Here is a 17,939-nt window from a genome sequence, read left to right as displayed (position 1 = left end):
TTCCGAAACTGCTTGATAGATAAGGGAACCGCGCCAAGGCGCGGCTCCTGAATAGTGTTGTTACCCCGTGCCCTTGTTGCCACAGGGCGAGTTGGCTCAGACCTTGCCAGTCGCGGCACTCACCTGCGGGCGATAGCTGCGCTGCCAGAGGGTAACGAAGATCGCCAGATAGAGGGCCCAGGTCAGCAGCTGCAAGCCAGCGGGTGAGGCATTGTAGCCAAACAGGGCGCGCAGGAAGGTACCAAATACCCCCTGATCGTCGAGAATGTGGCTGATGTCGAATACCGGCGTGGTCCAGAAAGTGATGATATCTGCCGCTTGCAACATGTTGACGGCAGACGATAGCAGACCTGCGGCGATGATGATGATAAGCAGGCCGGTCCAGCGGAAGAAGGGGGCCAGCGCCACCTTGCGGGTGGAGCGCAGCAGCCCCCACACCAGCGCGATGGAGACCAGCAGCCCCGCCAGCGCGCCCATCAGGCCCGATTGCAGATCCACCCCTTGGCCCGAGTAGAGCAGGGCGGAGAAGAAGAGCACGGTTTCAAACCCTTCGCGCATCACCGCCAGGAAGGCGAGCAGCACCAGACCAAACAGGTTGCCGCCATCGATGGCTGCATCGATGCGCGCCGTCATGGCCCCCACCTGGGATTTGGCCTGTTTTTGCATCCAGATCGCCATATAGGTGAGCACCAGAGTGGCGAAGATGAGGATCCCCGCCATCAACAGGTGGTTGTAGCGCTCGCTCTCGAACTGGCTCACCACCACCTGGAACAGGAAGGCGACCACAAGGGAGGCGACAAGGCCGAGCGCCACCCCCAGATAGATGAACTTGTTGTAGCGGCTCGCCCCCAGCTTGGCGAGGTAGGAGAGGCAGATGCCGACCAGCAGGAAGGCTTCCAGCCCCTCGCGCAGGGTAATCAGAAAACTTGCAAACATCAGGATTGAGGCTCCGTAGCGGGCGTGATGGAGAGAGGCTGCAGGGTCAGTTGCAGCCGATTGAGTTGCACTATGGGTGGCTCCGGCAAGCTCGGCTCGGCGGCGCGCACCGCATCATTGACCCACTTGGGGTAGGTGCGGAAATTGAGTTTGATATCGGCCTTGAAGGGCCCTTGGGCTTCTGCGGGCAGCGACCAGGCTTCATCGCGCCAGCCATCGGCCGGAATGCGGGTATCTTCCAGCAGTTTGGCGTAGCGCCAGAACTTGAGCCCCACCGGCTTGCCCTCGGCATCGCCGAACACTTTGCGAAACAGTCTCGCATCCTCAGGGACAGCACCATCCACCGGTTGGCCGCTGGCAAGCACCACCTTGCCGCTGGCGTCGGTGACGGTCAGCTCCAGCCAGAGTTCACGAAAATCGGCCACCCCGGTGGGCAGGGCATGGCCCGCGCCGGTATTGGCGACCCGCACCACCAGCTGCTGACTATCGGTAGCCTGTTCGATACGGGCGGAGAGGGTCGCGCTGGAGCGCAAGAGCGCCAGGCTCTCCTGCTCGAGTTCTGGATTGCGCAGCCCCACCAGCTGGTGCTGGGCGCCGGTAAAGTTGTGGCGATAGAGCCGCGCCTTCATGGTGCCGTTTTCGGTGGACTCGCCCGCCACCGGCGCACCGCCATTGCCCGGCTCCGGGTTCATATGGCAGTCGATACAGGTGCGCCGTTTGGCAGGATCCTCGGCCTTGGCGAAGCTGGACTTTTCCCACTCGTCCCAGGTGTTGACGATGTTGGCGCCGGTGCCCGGGGCAAACTCGTTGTGGCACGACTTGCACAGGGCCGCATCGCGGTAGAAATCCTTCTGATAGGAGGCTTTGTGGGCCGCCGGACGGGCGTTGATCTGCCGCTCGGCCAGCCAGTGCTGGAGGCTGCCGCCCGCGGCATCCTCGAACACATAGCTCTCGCGGTCTTTCAAATTCACGGTAAAGGCGCTGTTGCCGCCCGCGTCTTCTACCTTGGTGATGCGATGACAGAGCACGCAGCCGGTCCCTTCCTCCACCACAGGTTCGCCCGCCTTGTGAGCGGCAATCAGCGAGGCGCCACCCTGCTCGAACATATGGGAGCCCTTGGGTAGATCCAGCTGGCCGGTCATTACCTGCTGGGGCATATGGCAGCCCTGGCACCACTGACCGAACGCTTCCCCTTCGGTTTCGCGGGCCAGCGCCTGCACCACCTTGTAGTAGGGGTGGGAGTTGCCCATCAGTCGGTGGTTGCTCTCGCTCCAGTCCTTGAACGCCTGTTGGTGGCAGTTCTGGCAGGAGGCGGAGTTGAGCCACTCCTTCGGGTGGGTAGTCGGCGCCTTGGCGGGATCCGTGCGCGGGGCATCGAGTCGCAGCCAGTTGGCGAGATAGGGGAGGTTGCCATCGGCGGTGACGAAGGCGTGCAGATCTTCCATCATCGCCTTCACTTCGGGCTGGGGCTTGGCGGGGTCAACCGCTTCGGCCCCATCGCGGGTGTCATGGCCCATGCCACCCTGGGTCTGCTGGGTCATGCGCAGGTATTCGCCGACAAAATCCCCCGCCACCATGTTGGTGAGGTTGGCGTGGCCGTTGATGGCGTTGTCGCCGCTCTTCTGGCGATGGGCCGCCATCAGATAGCGGTTGGTGAAGTGGAACCCGTCCAGATGGCAGGAGTTGCAGCTCATCCAGTTGTCTCCCGCCATGGGGAAGCGTGAGTTGGACGCTGTGTTACCTAGGTTGAACAGCCGCTCGCCGCGTTTGAGCGGTTCGGGGCGCGGATCTGTCTCTACCAGTTTGGCGAAGTGGGGCGCATCGACGGTGACTCGGGCAAACGGGCCGCTGCCGCCACTATTGAGGCGGGTAAGATCCTGCCCCATGGCGTTGTGCACCAGAATATGGTTGCCATCGATCAGCAGATCCCGCGGATTCTGGCCCGGCAGGTGACGCAAGAGCTGGGTCGCCTTGGCGCCCCCCTGAAACTTCTTGCGGCGGTGACGGTTGTTGTTGGACTTGCCGCTGCGGGAGAGGTCAAACACCAGCAGATCTTCCGAGCCCGCCAGGGTCAGATAGACCCGCTTGCCGTCAGCGGCGAAGCGCGCAGCGAACGGGTTGGAGACGATCTGGCTGCGGTTGCCGACGCTTGGCAGGTTGATCTGCAAAAAGAGCTGTTTTCTTTCATCGACCCGCTCTTTCTCCTCATCGAGATCGATGATGGAGACGGCCGGAAAGACGGTGCTTTGAAACTGGAAGGGGTGGTCGAAACTCCACAGTACATGGGGCAGCCAGGCTTCGCTGCCATCTGGGGAGAGGGCGATGCCGTCGAGCAGGCGCGGCAAGCCCTGGGAGTCGCTCGGCGTGTCGCTATGGGTCTCGGTCAGGGTGATGAGTCTGGGCTTGGGCAGGGCAGCATTCTTCGCGTCCTTCTCAAGCTTGGCGAGATCATAGATGGCGAGCTGGCCGGTCATGGCGTGGGTCAGCAGCAGGCGATCGTTGTCGGTCAGAGCCAGTCCACGGGGAGTCTCGGCGGTTTCTGCATCCAGCTGGAGGTTGCCGGCGGTGTCGTAGGCCTGCAGGCGAGCGGATTCGAACAGCGTGACCCAGAACCACTGCCGCTTGGCATCGAAGATGACCCCATAGGGGCGGTGGCCGGTGGGGAGCGCCTTTTCCAGATCGAGGTCATCATCCAGCAGCAACAGGCGATCACCGCTGTAGTCGGTGACCAGCAGGGTACCGTCATCGGCGCGGGCCAGCTGGCGCAGATCGCCACCCAGCTGCACCTCTTTGAGCCGCTTGCCGCTATCGCGCTCAAGCAGGGTGACCGAGCCTGCGCTCAGGTTGGCGGTGACGAGGCGCGGGGCGCTTCCCTCCTCATAGGCAAGCATCCCGGCGCCCATCTGCTGGGCCAATGCGAAGGGGCTGGCCAGCAGCAGGACGAAGGCCAGCAGGGGTGACAAATATGCAGAGAACGATGACTTCAACATGGGATCAGGAGCGCCATTTCAAGATGGTCCAGCGCCAGGCGTGGCGCAGCACCAGAGGAGTTAACGCCAACGCGCTCAACCAGTGGGCCCAGCTGGCGAGGTTGCCCATGGCATCGCCCGGGGTGCCGTGCAGCACCAGCAGCAGGCCGCTGGCCAGACAGATCAGCAGCAGGGCTTCAATAATTCGCCCCGTGGTGCGCAAAAAGGGTTTGTTGCTGCGGTTCAACAAGCTGCGGTGGGAGAACCAGAAGGCGCCAAACAGCAGCGGAAACAGGGTGAGCGAGAGCATCACATGGAAAAACAGATTCCAGCGTGCCAGCGACCAGAGCGGAGTCAGCGGCTCCCACAGCAGCAGGCCGGAGAAGAACATCAGATAGAGGGTGCCCTCGGCGGCCTGATGGTGGTAGGCCAGCCACTGCCAGAATTGTCGGGGTGAGAGAGAAAGGCTTGTCATAAAGGCTCCAGCACCCGGGTGGGGCCGCCCGGGGGGAGCAAGTTTATAACGCAGTAAGAGTAATGAAAAGTGTTATCAATTCCATTGATAATGAATCAAGCCTGAATGAACGGGGTGACCTAACACGACGATTGATAATTCCTTATCCGCTTGGCCGCCACCTATGGGGCGAGAGTGCGGGCGCAGCCGCTCCTCGACAGCGGGGCAGCTTGCGGCTCGGGGTTATGGCCGCGCGTCGGGCGTTCAACTCACCAAGAGGCTTTTTATATTTATTTCAATTGATTGCAGCTAAAACTTGGCTAGATGTTCGACTCCTGATGAGGATCATCAGCAGCATATTCCCGTAGCTGGCGACTGCGCAGCAGATACCAGAGTGACCAGAGGCTGGCGACCAGCACCAGTGCGGTAGGCCAGCTGAATGACCACTTCTGCAGATTGAGGCTGTGCAACTGCATCAGCAGGCCGCTGACGGCAGAGCAGAGCAGCAGCAGCGGGCTGTGGCGCCGGAGTCTGGCGCGAATGCTCTGGGTCTGCTGATAGGTGCCCCCGCAGGCGAGCAACGCCAGCATGGCGGGTACGTCGGTCAGCAGGCTGATGTAGAGGGTGATCTTGTCCGGATAAAAGAGGGTCAGGGTCTCGCTGCCGCTCTCGCGGGTCACTCCCGCCATCAGAAAGAGCCAGACCGAGCGGGTCAGCAACAGGGCAATGGGCCAGAACCAGAGAGGCGGGCGCAACTGGCCGTGATCGTCATATCGATGTTCGGGGTAGAGGGTCATGGTTGCCCGTTATCCAATTGAATTGAATGATGGAAGGGATATGGGGCGACGAAGCGCCCTTTGCAAGGCGTTGGGTGTGGCGCAAATTAATCGGGGGGCCATGCCCCCCAATCCGTTTCTTCAGATATCGCAGCGCGCGTCGGCGGCGTTACAGCCAGCCTTTGCGCTTGAAGAAGAGGCCGGTGCCGAGCGATGACATCACCATCAGCACCAGCGAGAGGGGATAGCCATACTCCCAGGCGAGTTCAGGCATGCGGCCGAAGTTCATGCCGTAGATACTGGCGATCAGGGTCGGCGGCAGGAAGATCACGGCGGCAACCGAGAAGATCTTGATCACCTTGTTCTGCTCCAGATTGGTCACCCCCATGGAGGCCTCCAGCTGGAAGTTGATCTTGTCGAACAGGAACTGGGTGTGAGGCAGCAGTGACTCCACGTCGTGCAGCATCTCGTCGATCCACTTGTTCTGCTCGAGGCTCATGCGCTGGCGCAGGCTGCGTTTGAGGAAACGCAGGGCGCGGCGGGTATCGTGCAGGGAGAGACGGATCTGGCCGTTGGCCTCTTCCTGTGCCAACAGCTCCTTGAGCATAGGGTTGATCTGATCCGGCTCGAAGATCTGATCGGCGGTGTTTTCCAACGTCTTGTAACCATCTTCGATAAGATCGGAGAGGTACTCCACCTTGAGGTTTTGTACCTCCAGCAGGATATCGAGGGCATCCTCCACCTCCAGCCGATCCTGGCGCATATAGTGGCGCAGCAGGCGCACCAGCCCGATGTCATCTTCACGAATGCTGATCAGCAGGTTGTTGCGCAGGGTAAAAGAGACGTGGACACCCTTGGTGTCACGACCGATCCGTTGGGGAAACAGGGAGTGAATGTGCAGACCATCGGTATCCCAGTAAAAACGGGCGGATGCTTCGATGTCGTCGAGCTCTTCCTTGTCGGGAACCTCTTCCAGGAACAGGCCCGTCAACCATTCTCGCTCTGCCGTGTCCGGCTTGTAGGCATCCAGCCAGACCGTGTTGTCAGGTACTATGTCGTCAGGCCCGAGCGTGACTATGTCCAGCACCTTGTTATTGAGAATGTAGGCGGTGATCATCTGTCCCCCCTTAAAAAGTCATGGGTAATCAGGGATGGTTGCACAGGTCATGCGGCCTTAGATCGCTGCAGAAGGCGATCCCGTGGATAAGCAGATCGGGCCGATGGAAAACCTGAATGCGGCGAACTATACAGGGGTGGGCCCCGCTTGTCAGGGGCTATTCATCAGGGATTCAGCTTGTTTGTCCAAAAAAACAGCGAGGTCGGATCACCTTAGCAGCCATGCGGTGTAGAACCAGCCTTTGGCTGGGGGAGGGCTAGCTGGGGCTGCTTGTTGCCGCTGCCTGCTTCATCACATATTCGGATAATTGGGCCCGGAGCCCCCCAGTGGCGGTGTCCAGACGATGTTTTGGGACTGAGTATCTTTGATGTCACCGCATCTTGGCATCGCCGTATTCCATCACATATTGGGATAGTTGGGCCCGGATCCTCCTTGTGGCGGCGTCCAGATAATGTTTTGACTGGGATCTTTAATGTCACAGGTTTTGCAGTGAATACAGTTGGCGGCGTTGATCTGCAGTTTGGCCGCGCTTTCCATTTCCAGTACCTCAAACACCCCGGCCGGGCAGTAGCGTTGGGCGGGTTCGGCCCAGGTGGGCAGATTGACCTCGACCGGAATGCGCTCGTCCTGCAGCTTGAGGTGACAAGGCTGATCCTCGTCGTGACTGGTGTTGGCCAGATACACAGACGAGAGCTTGTCAAAGCTCAGTCTGCCATCGGGTTTGGGGTAATGGATGGGCTCGCAGCGGCTGGCCACGCGCAGCTGACGGTAATCGTGAGCCTTATCGAGCAGTTTGAAGGGCGAGTTTGCGCCAAACAGCCGTTGCTCCAGCCAGTTGAAGGCACCGCCCAACCAGGGACCATAGCGATGAAGAGCCGCGCCGAAGTTGCGCGCCGCCTTGAGTTCGCGGGCCAGCCAGCTCTGGTGCAGCTCGTCACCATACTGGGCCAGATCCCGGCCCCCTTCATCGCCCCCCCGCAGGGCCATCGCGACGGTTTTTGCCGCCAGCATGCCGGACTTCATGGCGGTGTGGATCCCCTTGATCCGGGAAAAGTCGAGAGTGCCCGCATTACAACCGATCAGCAGGCCGCCCGGGAAGTGCATGCGGGGCAGGGCGTGCCAGCCCCCCTTGGTGATGGCGCGGGCGCCATAGCTGATGCGCTCCCCATCTTGCAACACGCCGGCGATAAGCGGGTGATGCTTGAGGCGCTGGAATTCGTCGAACGGGCTGAGCCAGGGATTCTGGTAGTTGAGATCGACAATCAGCCCGACCGCCACCTGATCCCCCTCCATGTGATAGAGATAGAAGCCACCGTGGCTATTGCCGCCCCCCTGCTTGCCAAGGGGCCAGCCACTGCCGTGCAGCACCTGTCCCGCCTTGCCTTGGCCAGCAGGCAGTTGCCACAGCTCCTTGAAGCCGATGGCATAGTGCTGGGGCTGGGCAGGGCTTGCTAGGTTGAAGTCGGCGATCAGCTGCTTGCCGAGATGACCGCGGGCCCCTTCGGCAAAGAGGGTGTAGCGGCCGAGCAGCGCCATGCCGGGCACATGATCTGCTTTCGGATTGCCCACCCGATCCAGCCCCAGATCGCCGGTGATGACCCCCTTGACCCGGCCCGCTTCCATGATAAGTTCGCTGGCGGTAAATCCCGGGTATATTTCGACTCCCAGTTTTTCCGCCTGTTGGCCAAGCCAGCGGCAGAGATTGCCGAGGCTGATGATGTGACAGCCCTCATTGTGCATCCGGGGCGGTACCGCCCAGGCGGGGAGTTGCAGGGAACGTTGCTCGCTTTGCAGCAGATGAACCTGATCGTCGCTGACCGGCACGCCGAGCGGCGCTTGCTGCCAGCCATCCGGCAGCAGCTCTTGCAAGGCGACGGGATCAAACAGGGCGCCGGAGAGCAGATGGGCGCCAATTTCCGCCCCCTTCTCCAGCAGACAGACAGAGAGAGTGGCATCCTGCTGTTTCAGGGCGATGGCTGCACTGAGCCCCGCCGGTCCGCCGCCGACGATGACGACATCAAATTCCATTGCTTCCCGTTCCATCTTGCCTCTGCGCTCTGGTTGGCCTAGGGTAATGCTGGTAGTTTACGTAAACGTAAAGTAGTTGTAAGCAAAGCTGAGCAAGAAAAAGCAAAAAATCAGGGAAGAGCGTACTGCAACAAACGCAGAGGCACACTAATGAATTCAATCCAAAGAGACGAGGCATGACCCCATGAAGCTGCTGGTCGCAATCAAACGGGTAGTCGACTACAACGTCAAGATCCGGGTGAAGGGAGACGGCTCCGACGTGGAGCTGGCCAATGTGAAGATGGGGATCAACCCCTTTTGTGAAATTGCGGTGGAGGAGGGGGTCAGGCTGCGGGAAGCGGGTATCGCCAGCGAGCTGGTAGTGGTGACTTTCGGCCCTGACGCTGCCGCCGAGCAACTGCGCCATGGGCTGGCGCTGGGGGCGGATCGGGCGCTGCATTATGTCACCGACGAGACGTTCACCCCGCTCACTGTCGCCCGTGCCTTGCACAAGGTGTGTGAGCAGGAGCAGCCGGATCTGGTGCTGCTCGGCAAGCAGTCCATCGATTCTGACAACAATCAGGTGGCCCAGATGCTGGCTGCCCTCAATGATTGGCCGCTGGCGACCTGTGCGTCAGCCCTCAAGGTGGAAGCGGGGGAACTGCTGGTGACCCGCGAAATCGACGGTGGCCTCGAGACCCTGCGCATGCCGTTGCCTGCGGTGGTGAGCGCCGATCTGCGTTTGAATGAACCGCGCTTTGCCTCGCTGCCCAACATCATGAAGGCCAAGCGCAAGCCGCTTGATAGCGCTCCGTTCTCGACACTCGCCGTTGAGGTGGCCAACCAGACCCGTTTGCTCGGGGTGATGGCGCCGCCAGCCCGCAGCGCCGGGATCAAGGTGGGCTCGGTGGACGAGCTGGTGGACAAACTCAAACACGAAGCGAAGGTGCTGCCATGAGCGTGCTGATCATTGCCGAACATCATCAGGGCCATCTGGCCGACAACGTGGCACAACTGGTCACCGCCGCCGGAGCCATCGGCGGTCAGGTTGACCTGCTGTTGCTGGGTCAGGGGCTGACCGAGGCGGGTGAACAGGCGGCAGCCCTCAGCGGCGTCGACAAGGTGTTGCTTGCCGAACATCCCCTGCTGGCCGACGGGCTGCTGGATGGGGTGGACAAGCTGCTGGCCAGCTGGTGCGAAGGTTACAGCCACTGCCTGATGGCGGCGAGTGCCATGGGCAAGGCGCTGCTGCCACAGGTGGCGGCCCGGCTCGGGGTGGAGATGCTCTCCGAGGTGACGGCTATCGAGAGTAGCGACACCTTCCTGCGCCCCATCTATGCGGGCAATGCCATTGCCAGAGTGGCAAGCTCGGCGCCCGTCAAAGTGATGACGGTGCGGGCCACCGCGTTTGCCAAGGCGGCGACGGGCGGGCAGGCTCTCATCGAACGCTTGGCCGTGCCCGAATTCGCTGGTCGTACCCGGTTGGTCGAGCGCCGCGCGGTGCGCTCCAGCAGGCCCGAACTGACCGCCGCCCGGGTGGTGGTCTCCGGTGGCCGGGCACTGGGGTCCAAGGCGCAGTTTGCTTTGATAGAAGCGCTGGCCGACAAGCTGGGCGGCGCCGTGGGGGCATCGCGAGCCGCTGTTGATGCGGGATATGTCGCCAACGATCTGCAGGTGGGACAGACCGGCAAGGTGGTGGCGCCCGAGCTCTATATCGCGGTTGGTATTTCTGGTGCCATTCAGCATCTGGCGGGGATGAAGGAGTCGAAGGTGATCGTGGCCATCAACAAGGACAGCGATGCCCCCATCTTTCAGGTGGCGGACTACGGGCTGGTGGGGGATCTCTTCACTCTTCTGCCGGAGCTCACCGCCAAACTGTAAATTTGTCAGAAATGGCTGAGCTGTGGTCGTTTATGCGCTCTGCCCGCCATTTCTGTGCATGTTCCCTGCAAGCCCTGACCCGTTCAGGGCTTTTTCTACTGCAAGGGGGAGGCAGAATGACGGTAAAAGGTTGAGCCAGCTCCCAAAAAGCCTTTGATCCGCTGGCTGCTCTTGTGTAAAACCTGACAAGTCATCGATTACTCTCATCCACTCACGGAAAGCGTCATGAGCAAACAGATTTACAACTTCTGCGCCGGCCCCGCCATGCTGCCGGTTGAAGTCATGGAGCGCGCCCAGCGCGAATTTTGTAATTTTCAGGGGCTGGGAGCCTCGGTCATGGAGCTTTCCCATCGTGGCAAGCCCTACATGGCGGTGGCCGAGAAGGCCGAAGCGGATCTGCGCGAGCTGCTGGCGGTGCCGGACAACTACAAGGTGCTCTTCATGCACGGTGGCGGCCGCGGTCAGTTCTCCGCCGTGCCCATGAACCTGCTGGGCGGCGCCAACAAGAAGGCGGACTTCCTGCTGACCGGCGTCTGGTCCCAGAGCGCGGTGGATGAAGCCAAAAAGTATGGCGATATCCAGACCTTCCAGGGGGTTGCCAAGAACGAGCAGGGGATCTCTCACCTGCTGCCGACCCCGGCGTTTCGCGCCGATGCGGCTTATGTTCACTACTGCCCGAACGAAACCATTGATGGCATCGAGATGTTCGACATCCCGGCTACCGGCGAGGTGCCGCTGGTAGCAGATCTCTCCTCCACGATTCTCTCCCGTCCTCTCGACGTGAGTCGCTTTGGCATCATCTATGCCGGTGCCCAGAAAAATATCGGGCCGTCCGGGCTTGCCATTGCCATCGTGCGCGATGACCTGCTGGATCAGGCGAGAGCCGATGTCCCCTCGATTTTCGACTACAAGCTCACTGCCAAGAACGACTCCATGTTCAACACGCCGCCCACCTACGCCTGGTATCTGGCCGGTCTGGTGTTCGAGTGGCTCAAGGAACAGGGTGGCCTCGAGGCGATGGAAGCGCGCAACAAGGAGAAGGCAGACTTCCTCTATGACTATCTCGATCAGTCGAGCTTCTACGGCAATCAGGTGGATGTCAGCTGCCGTTCGCGCATGAACATCCCGTTCCAGCTGAAAAATGCCGAGCTGGACAAGCAGTTCCTGGCCGAATCGGAAGCCGCTGGCCTGCTGGCCCTCAAGGGGCACCGTATTGTCGGTGGCATGCGCGCCAGCATCTACAACGCCATGCCGCTGGAGGGGGTGAAGGCCCTAGTGAGCTTTATGGATGGCTTTGCCAAGCGCCACGGCTGAGAAGATAGTACCCACGTGCTTGCCGGCGGCCTCTCGTGACAACCAGTGAGCCGCTTCCAGCTATTGCAGTGATTCAAGACGCCGGGGATACCCCGGCGTCTTTTTTTCAACAGAACCAGCGCGCTGGCGTTTGCCGTGCGATTTCCCCTGAAAGTGCCCTTGCCGAGCGGGACGCAGGCTGTTAACGTCCGGACAGGCGTTTATTTTTGAGATAGCACAGGAAGTCTATGAATTCGTTGCGTTTGGAACCCATTTCTCGTGTGGCCGGTGAGGTCAATCTGCCCGGCTCCAAGAGTGTCTCTAACCGTGCGCTGCTGCTGGCGGCGCTGGCTCGTGGCACCACCCGTCTGACCAACCTGCTCGACAGCGATGACATTCGTCATATGCTGGCTGCGCTGACCCAGCTCGGGGTCAAGTACAAGCTCTCCGCCGACAAGACCGAGTGTACCGTGCAGGGTCTGGGCCGCAGCTTTGCGGTAAAAGAGCCGGTCAATCTGTTCCTCGGCAACGCCGGTACTGCGATGCGACCGCTCTGCGCCGCGCTATGCCTCGGTTCCGGTGAATATACCCTGGGCGGCGAGCCACGTATGGAAGAGCGTCCCATCGGCCATCTGGTGGATGCCCTGCGCGAAGCGGGTGCCCATATCCAGTACCTCAAACACGATGGTTATCCGCCGCTGGTGGTGGATGCCAAGGGGCTGTGGGGCGGCGATGTGCACGTCGATGGCTCCGTCTCCAGCCAGTTCCTGACCGCGTTTTTGATGGCAGCGCCGATGGCGGCCGGTGATACCCGGATCCACATCAAGGGAGAGCTGGTTTCCAAGCCCTACATCGACATCACCCTGCACATCATGAAGCAGTTCGGGGTGGTCATCGAGCACGACAACTACAAGCTGTTCTATATCAAGGGCAACCAGACCTACATCAGCCCGGGTGACTTTCTGGTGGAAGGAGATGCCTCCAGCGCCTCTTACTTCCTCGCAGCGGGCGCCATCAAGGGCAAGGTGCGGGTCACCGGCATCGGCAAGCACAGCATTCAGGGTGATATCCACTTCGCCGACGTGCTGGAGAAGATGGGCGCGCGCATCACCTGGGGCGATGATTTTATCGAGGCGGAGCAGGCACCGCTGCACGGAGTGGATATGGACATGAACCATATTCCCGATGCGGCCATGACCATCGCCGTTGCCGCGCTGTTTGCCGAGGGGCCGACCTCCATTCGCAATATCTACAACTGGCGGGTGAAAGAGACCGATCGTCTGCACGCCATGGCGACCGAGCTGCGCAAGCTGGGCGTCGAAGTGGAGGAGGGGCATGACTTCATCACCGTGACCCCGCCGACCCAGCTCAAACATGCCGAGATCGATACCTACAACGATCACCGTATCGCCATGTGCTTCTCGCTGGTGGCGCTGTCAGATACCCCGGTCACCATCAATGATCCCAAGTGCACCTCGAAGACCTTCCCGGATTACTTCGACAAGCTGGCCAGTATCAGCCAGCGTGGCTGATCACTGACAAACCCGTCACCACAGATGCTTCTGGCCCGCGCGGAGCGGGCCTTTTTGCCTTCCTCATCCGCACTTCCATTTCACTTAGCATCATTTCAATAACTTGCAAGATTGTCATATAAAATAGTTTTGTGATTGCTGTAATTTCCTATTTACACATGCGCTGTCGCGGGCTATGTTGAGATTTCCTAATCGCAGTCATCTAGCAGGAAGCCTTGTCATGCAGCATCAAACCGACGACGTTCGTATCAGTGAAATCAAAGAGTTATTACCCCCGGTTGCGGTGCTTGAGAAGTTTCCGGCTACCGAGGTGGCCTCGTCCACCGTTTTTGAATCCCGTCAGGCCATTCACAATATCCTGGCCGGTGAAGATGATCGTCTGCTGGTGGTGATTGGCCCTTGTTCCATCCATGATCCGGTTGCCGCGCTGGAGTACGGCAAGCGCCTCAAGGCGCTGCGCGACGAGCTGAAAGATCAGCTGGAGATCGTGATGCGGGTCTACTTCGAAAAACCGCGTACCACAGTGGGCTGGAAGGGGCTGATCAACGATCCGTACCTCGACAACAGCTGCAAGATCAACGATGGTCTGCGCATTGGTCGCAAGCTGTTGCTGGATCTCAACGACATGGGGCTGCCAACTGCCTCCGAGTTCCTCGACATGATCACCCCGCAATATGTGGCGGATCTGATGAGCTGGGGCGCGATCGGTGCCCGTACTACCGAATCCCAGGTACACCGCGAGCTGGCCTCCGGTCTCTCCTGCCCGGTGGGCTTCAAGAACGGCACTGATGGCACCATCAAGGTGGCCATCGATGCCATCGGTGCCGCCAGTGCGCCGCACCACTTCCTGTCGGTCACCAAATACGGTCACTCCGCCATCGTGGCGACCCGCGGCAACCCGGACTGTCACATCATTCTGCGTGGTGGTCGTGAGCCGAACTACAGCGCCGCCCACGTGGACGAGGTGGTGAAGGGGCTGGAGAAGGCCGGTCTGCCCCAGAAGGTGATGATCGACTTCAGTCACGCCAACAGCAGCAAACAGTTCAAGAACCAGATGGTGGTGGCCGAAGACGTAGCCGGTCAGCTGCGTGCCGGCAGCAAGGCGGTGTTTGGGGTGATGGTGGAGAGCCATTTGGTGGAAGGGCGTCAGGATTTGGTCGAGGGCTGCGAGCTTACCTTCGCTCAGAGCATCACGGATGCCTGCATCGGTTGGGCCGATACCGAAGTGCTGCTGCGCAATCTGGCGGATGCCGTTGCAACCCGCAACGCCCGCTAAAGACGGGATTTTGCAGTCGCAGTGACAAAGAGAAAGTAATAACCAGAGGCCGCTATTGCGGCCTCATCTATTCGTGTTGCAGGGCTTAAGGCTCAGGGCTGGGCATCGGGCCGGAAGCTGGCGCGGATCTGCGGCACCAGGCTTGAAGGGTCGAACCCTTTCTCCTCCCCCAGCACCGGATGGAGCAGGGGCTTCTCTTCGATGGGGGTGATATCCCCCGCCAGCAGCTGGCGGGTGGCCTGACCCATCTGGTAGAGCTGGCGTACCGGCGCAAACTGGGTCGCCAGATTGAGGGGATCATCGGCGCGGGTGAAGGCCATCATGGGGATCTGGTAGGTGGCATCGCGCGCCGGCTTGTCACCGTGAATCCCCTTGCCGGCGGACATCAAAAACGGCTGGTGATCGCCAAAGGCCACCACCAGATAGCGCTTGTCCGACTGGTCAAGGGTCTTGAGCAGCCGCTCCAGCGAGGCCATGGCATCCACCACCCCTGTGTAATAGGTGTTGAGCAGCTGGGTGTCGCTCTCGCTCTGGTTCGGGCAGGCGCCGCTGCGCTCCTGCCCCTGATAGCGGGGGCCATCGAAGGGGCCGTGCCCCTGCATGGTGACCGCATAGGCAAACAGCGGTTTGTCATCCTGTTCGCTGCGCTTGAGTATGTGGTCGATCAGCGCATCATCGGAGATATAGAGCCCCTTGTGCTCGAGGGTGGTGAAGCGGGTGTCGAACCAGCGCTCCTCATAGCCAAGCGCCGGGATCGCCTTGGCGCGGCCCCAGAATTTTTCCACATAAGGGTGGGCGAACAGGGTCTGGTAGCCACTCTGTCTGGCGCTCTGGGCCAGCCCCGGCACCTGCTGCGAGAGGTAGTAGTAGGGCACCACGCCCTGCTTGAGCAAGCCCACCGGCAGGCCGGTGTTCATCTCGAACTCCGCCAGCACCGTCATGCCGCCGGTGGTGGGGGAGTGGATGGTTTTTTGCCACTGCTGCACGCTGGCGGGCAGGGAGAGGGTGGGAGCCGGGGCGCAGATCCGCCCCTTCCAGTCGAGCCAGAGCGACTCATATTGCAGCACGATCACCAGATCCCAGCGCGGCGCAATGCCCTGGGGCGGATAGCTCAGCTGTGGGGCCAGCTCGTTGATCTGCAAGGGGTAGCGAAACACGCTGCCGCTTTGCAGCATCTCGTCCACCAGATTGAACAGATAGAGGCCGGGGCCGGAGCGGATGATGTCCCTGTGGTAGTTGACCGCGCGATCCACGTAGCGAATGTTGGCCCCCAGCAGCTTGTTGCCGGTCTGGGTGGCAAAGACGCAGAGGGCAAAGAAGGCGACGGTGGCCGCGGCTGTGCGCAGCACCCAGCGTGACAGGGCAAAGCGCCAGCAGAGAAACAGTGCCAGCAACACGGTGAAGATGGGCAGGATGGGGTGCTGGTCGAGCAGGATCCGCAGCAGCGCCAGCAGGTTGCCAAAATCATCCCCGCCGAGCGGCACGCCGTAGATGGCGATCTTCATAAAGTTGGCGAGCAGGCCTATACCGGAAAGTGCGGTAAAGACCAGCCCCATATAGAGGTTGAAGCCCGCCAGCGCGCAGAGGCTCCAACCCAGCACCATGCTGCCCCAGGCCAGATAGTAGTGCTCCGGCCGAAAGCCTGACCAGAGCAGAAACTCCCCCAGCTTGAACACCACGAAGCCATGCAGCAGCACGAAGGTGAGGTTGCCGAGCAGCAGGCTGCCGATGATCCGCCAGCGCAGGCTGCGGCGCAGCTTTGGTAGCACCGTCTTGAGCACGGCGGCGCTCAGGGCCAGCACCAGGGTCAGGCTCACCACCAGATAGGTGAGGTTGAAGCCCTGTTCCGGCAGGGTTTGCAGGATCTGGCTGAAATCGCCGCTCTCGGGGCGATCTTTTAGCAGCAGACCGATGCGCAGCTGATAACGGCTGGCCAGTGCATCGTCCGGGGCGCGCAGGGTGCTGTTGAGATCCAGGGTGCAGCGGTTATTGCGGCACACCTGACGTTTATCCACCGCTTGACTCAGCTGGTCGATCCGCTCCCCCTTGTCGTTGAGCAGCTCCACCCGCACCTTGTCCCCCGCTTGCAATGGCCCTCGCAACTGCCACTGACTGCGCACCACCAGATAGAGACCGCGGCTGTCGCTTTTATAGAGCAGGGCGTGGCGGGTGAGGGTGGCCAGCGGGTTGTCGGCGGGGCCCAGCACCAGCGGCTGGGCACGGCCCAGCCAGCTGCCGGGATTGATCAGCGGCAACAACAGGGTCAGCAGCAGCAATCCGCCCAGCAGGGCAAGCAGCAGAGAGGGCAGACTCAGGACGCGGGGGCGGCCTGAGGAGGGGCGATTCATATAAGCTCATCCTTTGAGCGAGTGAGGGAGAGATCGTTCATCCGCATAGAGTTTGACCCGATGGTGCGGGCCTTGTTTCAGCTTGTCAATTTAATGACCACTTAATGAATATTTGGTTACAGCTCAACCTTGCAAATTGTGATCCCGATCGAGGGGTTGTTCGGAATATGTGATGAAAGCGTCATCATGGGGTTTTGCCACTGGCTTGGGAGGGATCTGCTGTTTAGTCTCTCGATAGCGACTGGAGGTACATGTATGAATCCCAAAGTGATGGCACGTCAGGCCAGATTGCTGCGCATGCTGGAGAGCAAGGAAGAGATCCGGATCGGACGCGAGCGCGACTGCCCGCTGCCGCTGGCCCAACTGGTCAAGCTGAAGGATAGCCATCCGGCTGTGGTCAAGGTCTATCGCCACGGTCTCACCGCCGAGGTGTTTCACCTCAAGGTGGAGGGGCATCACTGGTGCCTCAAGCGGCGCCGTCAGGATTCACTGGTGGCCAACCTCGATGGCAAGACCGCCTTTCTGACCGAGCTGGAGCGGCGGCGCGAAATCGAGGTGCTGCGCGAGCTGCACCCTACCGTCCTCTCCCACGTGGTCTGCACCAACTTCGGCTCGGCGCGGGCCGGTGTGCTGGTTTCCCCTTGGTTGCGGGGTGTGCCGGTCCATCAGCTCAACGAGCGCAATCTGGCCCAGATGCTGGAGGTGCAGGGGGAGCTGGCCCGCTGGGGCTGGTTTGACTGGGACCCGAGCCCGGGCAACCTGCTCGATGACGGCGAGCAGATCTGCGTGTTCGACTTTGGCTATATGTGGACCTTCGATCCCCGCTTTGAATACAACTCCAACGGTCTGGTCGACCCGCAGTTCCATGTGCCGGAGCGGTTGGAGACCCGCACCCTCTCCGGACTCTGGCTCGATGAGGCCGATCCTCTGCCGCAATTTCGCTACTGGCGTGAACTCTGCCTGAAATGGGTAAAACGGGAGATCCACCACCTGATCCGCGAAGGGGCCAGCGCGCCCGTGCTGGCCCGCCTGCACGCCCTGCAAGGGGAGTGGAGCGCCGCGCTGGCGAGCGACGAGGCGCTGGTCGCCAACTGGTGGCGGGACATGTATCGTAGCCACCGGCTCGATGTGGCCGATGATCTGAGCGGCCAGAGCTGCGGCCCGCTCACCCTGCGTCGCCTCGACTGGTTGATGCAGGCGGTGACGGATCACTATCCGCTGCTGGTGGACAATCTCTCGCCTCAGGAGACGGAGCTCGGCCAGACCGGGCTGCTGGCCCGCTTGCAGCAGCTGCGCCGCGAAGCTGTGGCCTGCCAGTTGCCTGCCACCAGCCTTGCCTGAGCCAACACA

At 60.9% G+C, this 17,939-nt stretch carries 12 protein-coding genes and 1 pseudogene; 6 read left to right on the top strand and 7 right to left on the bottom strand.

Annotated features, from left to right (window positions below; translation table 11 throughout):
- Positions 1-96: 96 nt before the first annotated feature.
- The 6 genes and pseudogenes from G5221_RS02260 to G5221_RS02235 all read right to left on the bottom strand — a co-directional run bounded on the left by G5221_RS02260 (position 97) and on the right by G5221_RS02235 (position 8,295).
- Positions 97-936 carry an FTR1 family iron permease gene (locus tag G5221_RS02260; protein ID WP_421262729.1) on the bottom strand — a complete coding sequence of 280 codons (840 nt, stop codon included), beginning with the start codon at positions 934-936 and terminating at the stop codon, positions 97-99.
- Positions 936-3,926 (bottom strand): YncE family protein, encoded by a 2,991-nt coding sequence (locus G5221_RS02255; protein WP_421262728.1) that lies wholly within the window; start codon positions 3,924-3,926, stop codon positions 936-938. Before G5221_RS02255 ends, G5221_RS02260 begins: the two co-directional genes overlap by 1 nt.
- 4 nt (positions 3,927-3,930) lie before the next feature.
- On the bottom strand, positions 3,931-4,380 hold the full coding sequence (locus tag G5221_RS02250) for a hypothetical protein (RefSeq protein WP_064336286.1): 450 nt from the start codon (positions 4,378-4,380) through the stop codon (positions 3,931-3,933).
- Between the two features lie 299 nt (positions 4,381-4,679).
- Positions 4,680-5,156 carry a DUF2919 domain-containing protein gene (locus G5221_RS02245; RefSeq protein WP_421262727.1) on the bottom strand — a complete coding sequence of 159 codons (477 nt, stop codon included), beginning with the start codon at positions 5,154-5,156 and terminating at the stop codon, positions 4,680-4,682.
- Between the two features lie 148 nt (positions 5,157-5,304).
- Positions 5,305-6,252, bottom strand: a complete 948-nt coding sequence (corA, locus tag G5221_RS02240) for a magnesium/cobalt transporter CorA (RefSeq protein WP_266133904.1) — start codon at positions 6,250-6,252, stop codon at positions 5,305-5,307.
- A gap of 291 nt (positions 6,253-6,543) precedes the next feature.
- Positions 6,544-8,295, bottom strand: a pseudogene (locus tag G5221_RS02235) (electron transfer flavoprotein-ubiquinone oxidoreductase).
- 169 nt (positions 8,296-8,464) lie between these two features.
- On the opposite strand from G5221_RS02235, the gene G5221_RS02230 reads away from it, so the two are divergent.
- The 5 genes from G5221_RS02230 (at position 8,465) to aroG (ending at position 14,241) form a co-directional block, all read left to right on the top strand.
- The gene (locus tag G5221_RS02230; protein WP_421262726.1) at positions 8,465-9,217 is read left to right on the top strand and encodes an electron transfer flavoprotein subunit beta/FixA family protein; all 753 of its coding nucleotides are present in this window, start codon (positions 8,465-8,467) and stop codon (positions 9,215-9,217) included.
- Complete coding sequence (locus G5221_RS02225) at positions 9,214-10,140, top strand: electron transfer flavoprotein subunit alpha/FixB family protein (protein ID WP_216978614.1); 927 nt, start codon at positions 9,214-9,216, stop codon at positions 10,138-10,140. Before G5221_RS02230 ends, G5221_RS02225 begins: the two co-directional genes overlap by 4 nt.
- A gap of 225 nt (positions 10,141-10,365) precedes the next feature.
- On the top strand, positions 10,366-11,454 hold the full coding sequence (gene serC, locus G5221_RS02220; RefSeq protein WP_005345045.1) for a 3-phosphoserine/phosphohydroxythreonine transaminase: 1,089 nt from the start codon (positions 10,366-10,368) through the stop codon (positions 11,452-11,454).
- Positions 11,455-11,681: 227 nt separating this feature from the next.
- Entirely contained in the window at positions 11,682-12,965 is a 1,284-nt protein-coding gene (aroA, locus tag G5221_RS02215; RefSeq protein WP_005351267.1) for a 3-phosphoshikimate 1-carboxyvinyltransferase, read from the top strand.
- Positions 12,966-13,185: 220 nt separating this feature from the next.
- The gene (gene aroG / locus G5221_RS02210) at positions 13,186-14,241 is read left to right on the top strand and encodes a 3-deoxy-7-phosphoheptulonate synthase AroG (protein ID WP_421262725.1); all 1,056 of its coding nucleotides are present in this window, start codon (positions 13,186-13,188) and stop codon (positions 14,239-14,241) included.
- Positions 14,242-14,333: 92 nt separating this feature from the next.
- On the opposite strand, the gene G5221_RS02205 is transcribed toward aroG, so the two are convergent.
- Entirely contained in the window at positions 14,334-16,589 is a 2,256-nt protein-coding gene (locus G5221_RS02205; protein WP_421262724.1) for an LTA synthase family protein, read from the bottom strand.
- Positions 16,590-16,844: 255 nt separating this feature from the next.
- Between G5221_RS02205 and G5221_RS02200 the strand changes: the two genes are divergently transcribed.
- Complete coding sequence (locus tag G5221_RS02200) at positions 16,845-17,930, top strand: hypothetical protein (protein WP_421262723.1); 1,086 nt, start codon at positions 16,845-16,847, stop codon at positions 17,928-17,930.
- Positions 17,931-17,939: the final 9 nt, after the last annotated feature.

It is taken from the genome of Aeromonas sp. 602200 (genome assembly GCF_049173895.1).
Classification (GTDB): domain Bacteria; phylum Pseudomonadota; class Gammaproteobacteria; order Enterobacterales; family Aeromonadaceae; genus Aeromonas; species Aeromonas veronii_A.
The sequence above is the reverse complement of the archived record's forward strand: the minus strand, read 5'-3'. Positions and strand labels throughout refer to the sequence as shown.

Coding starts and splice junctions, on each gene's coding strand:
- aroG (WP_421262725.1), top strand. CDS start 13,186: ATGCAGCATCAAACCGACGACGTTCGTATCAGTGAAATCAAAGAGTTA.
- aroA (WP_005351267.1), top strand. CDS start 11,682: ATGAATTCGTTGCGTTTGGAACCCATTTCTCGTGTGGCCGGTGAGGTC.
- G5221_RS02250 (WP_064336286.1), bottom strand. CDS start 4,380: ATGACAAGCCTTTCTCTCTCACCCCGACAATTCTGGCAGTGGCTGGCC.
- G5221_RS02260 (WP_421262729.1), bottom strand. CDS start 936: ATGTTTGCAAGTTTTCTGATTACCCTGCGCGAGGGGCTGGAAGCCTTC.
- G5221_RS02200 (WP_421262723.1), top strand. CDS start 16,845: ATGAATCCCAAAGTGATGGCACGTCAGGCCAGATTGCTGCGCATGCTG.
- G5221_RS02225 (WP_216978614.1), top strand. CDS start 9,214: ATGAGCGTGCTGATCATTGCCGAACATCATCAGGGCCATCTGGCCGAC.
- G5221_RS02245 (WP_421262727.1), bottom strand. CDS start 5,156: ATGACCCTCTACCCCGAACATCGATATGACGATCACGGCCAGTTGCGC.
- G5221_RS02205 (WP_421262724.1), bottom strand. CDS start 16,589: ATGAATCGCCCCTCCTCAGGCCGCCCCCGCGTCCTGAGTCTGCCCTCT.
- serC (WP_005345045.1), top strand. CDS start 10,366: ATGAGCAAACAGATTTACAACTTCTGCGCCGGCCCCGCCATGCTGCCG.
- G5221_RS02230 (WP_421262726.1), top strand. CDS start 8,465: ATGAAGCTGCTGGTCGCAATCAAACGGGTAGTCGACTACAACGTCAAG.
- G5221_RS02255 (WP_421262728.1), bottom strand. CDS start 3,926: ATGTTGAAGTCATCGTTCTCTGCATATTTGTCACCCCTGCTGGCCTTC.
- corA (WP_266133904.1), bottom strand. CDS start 6,252: ATGATCACCGCCTACATTCTCAATAACAAGGTGCTGGACATAGTCACG.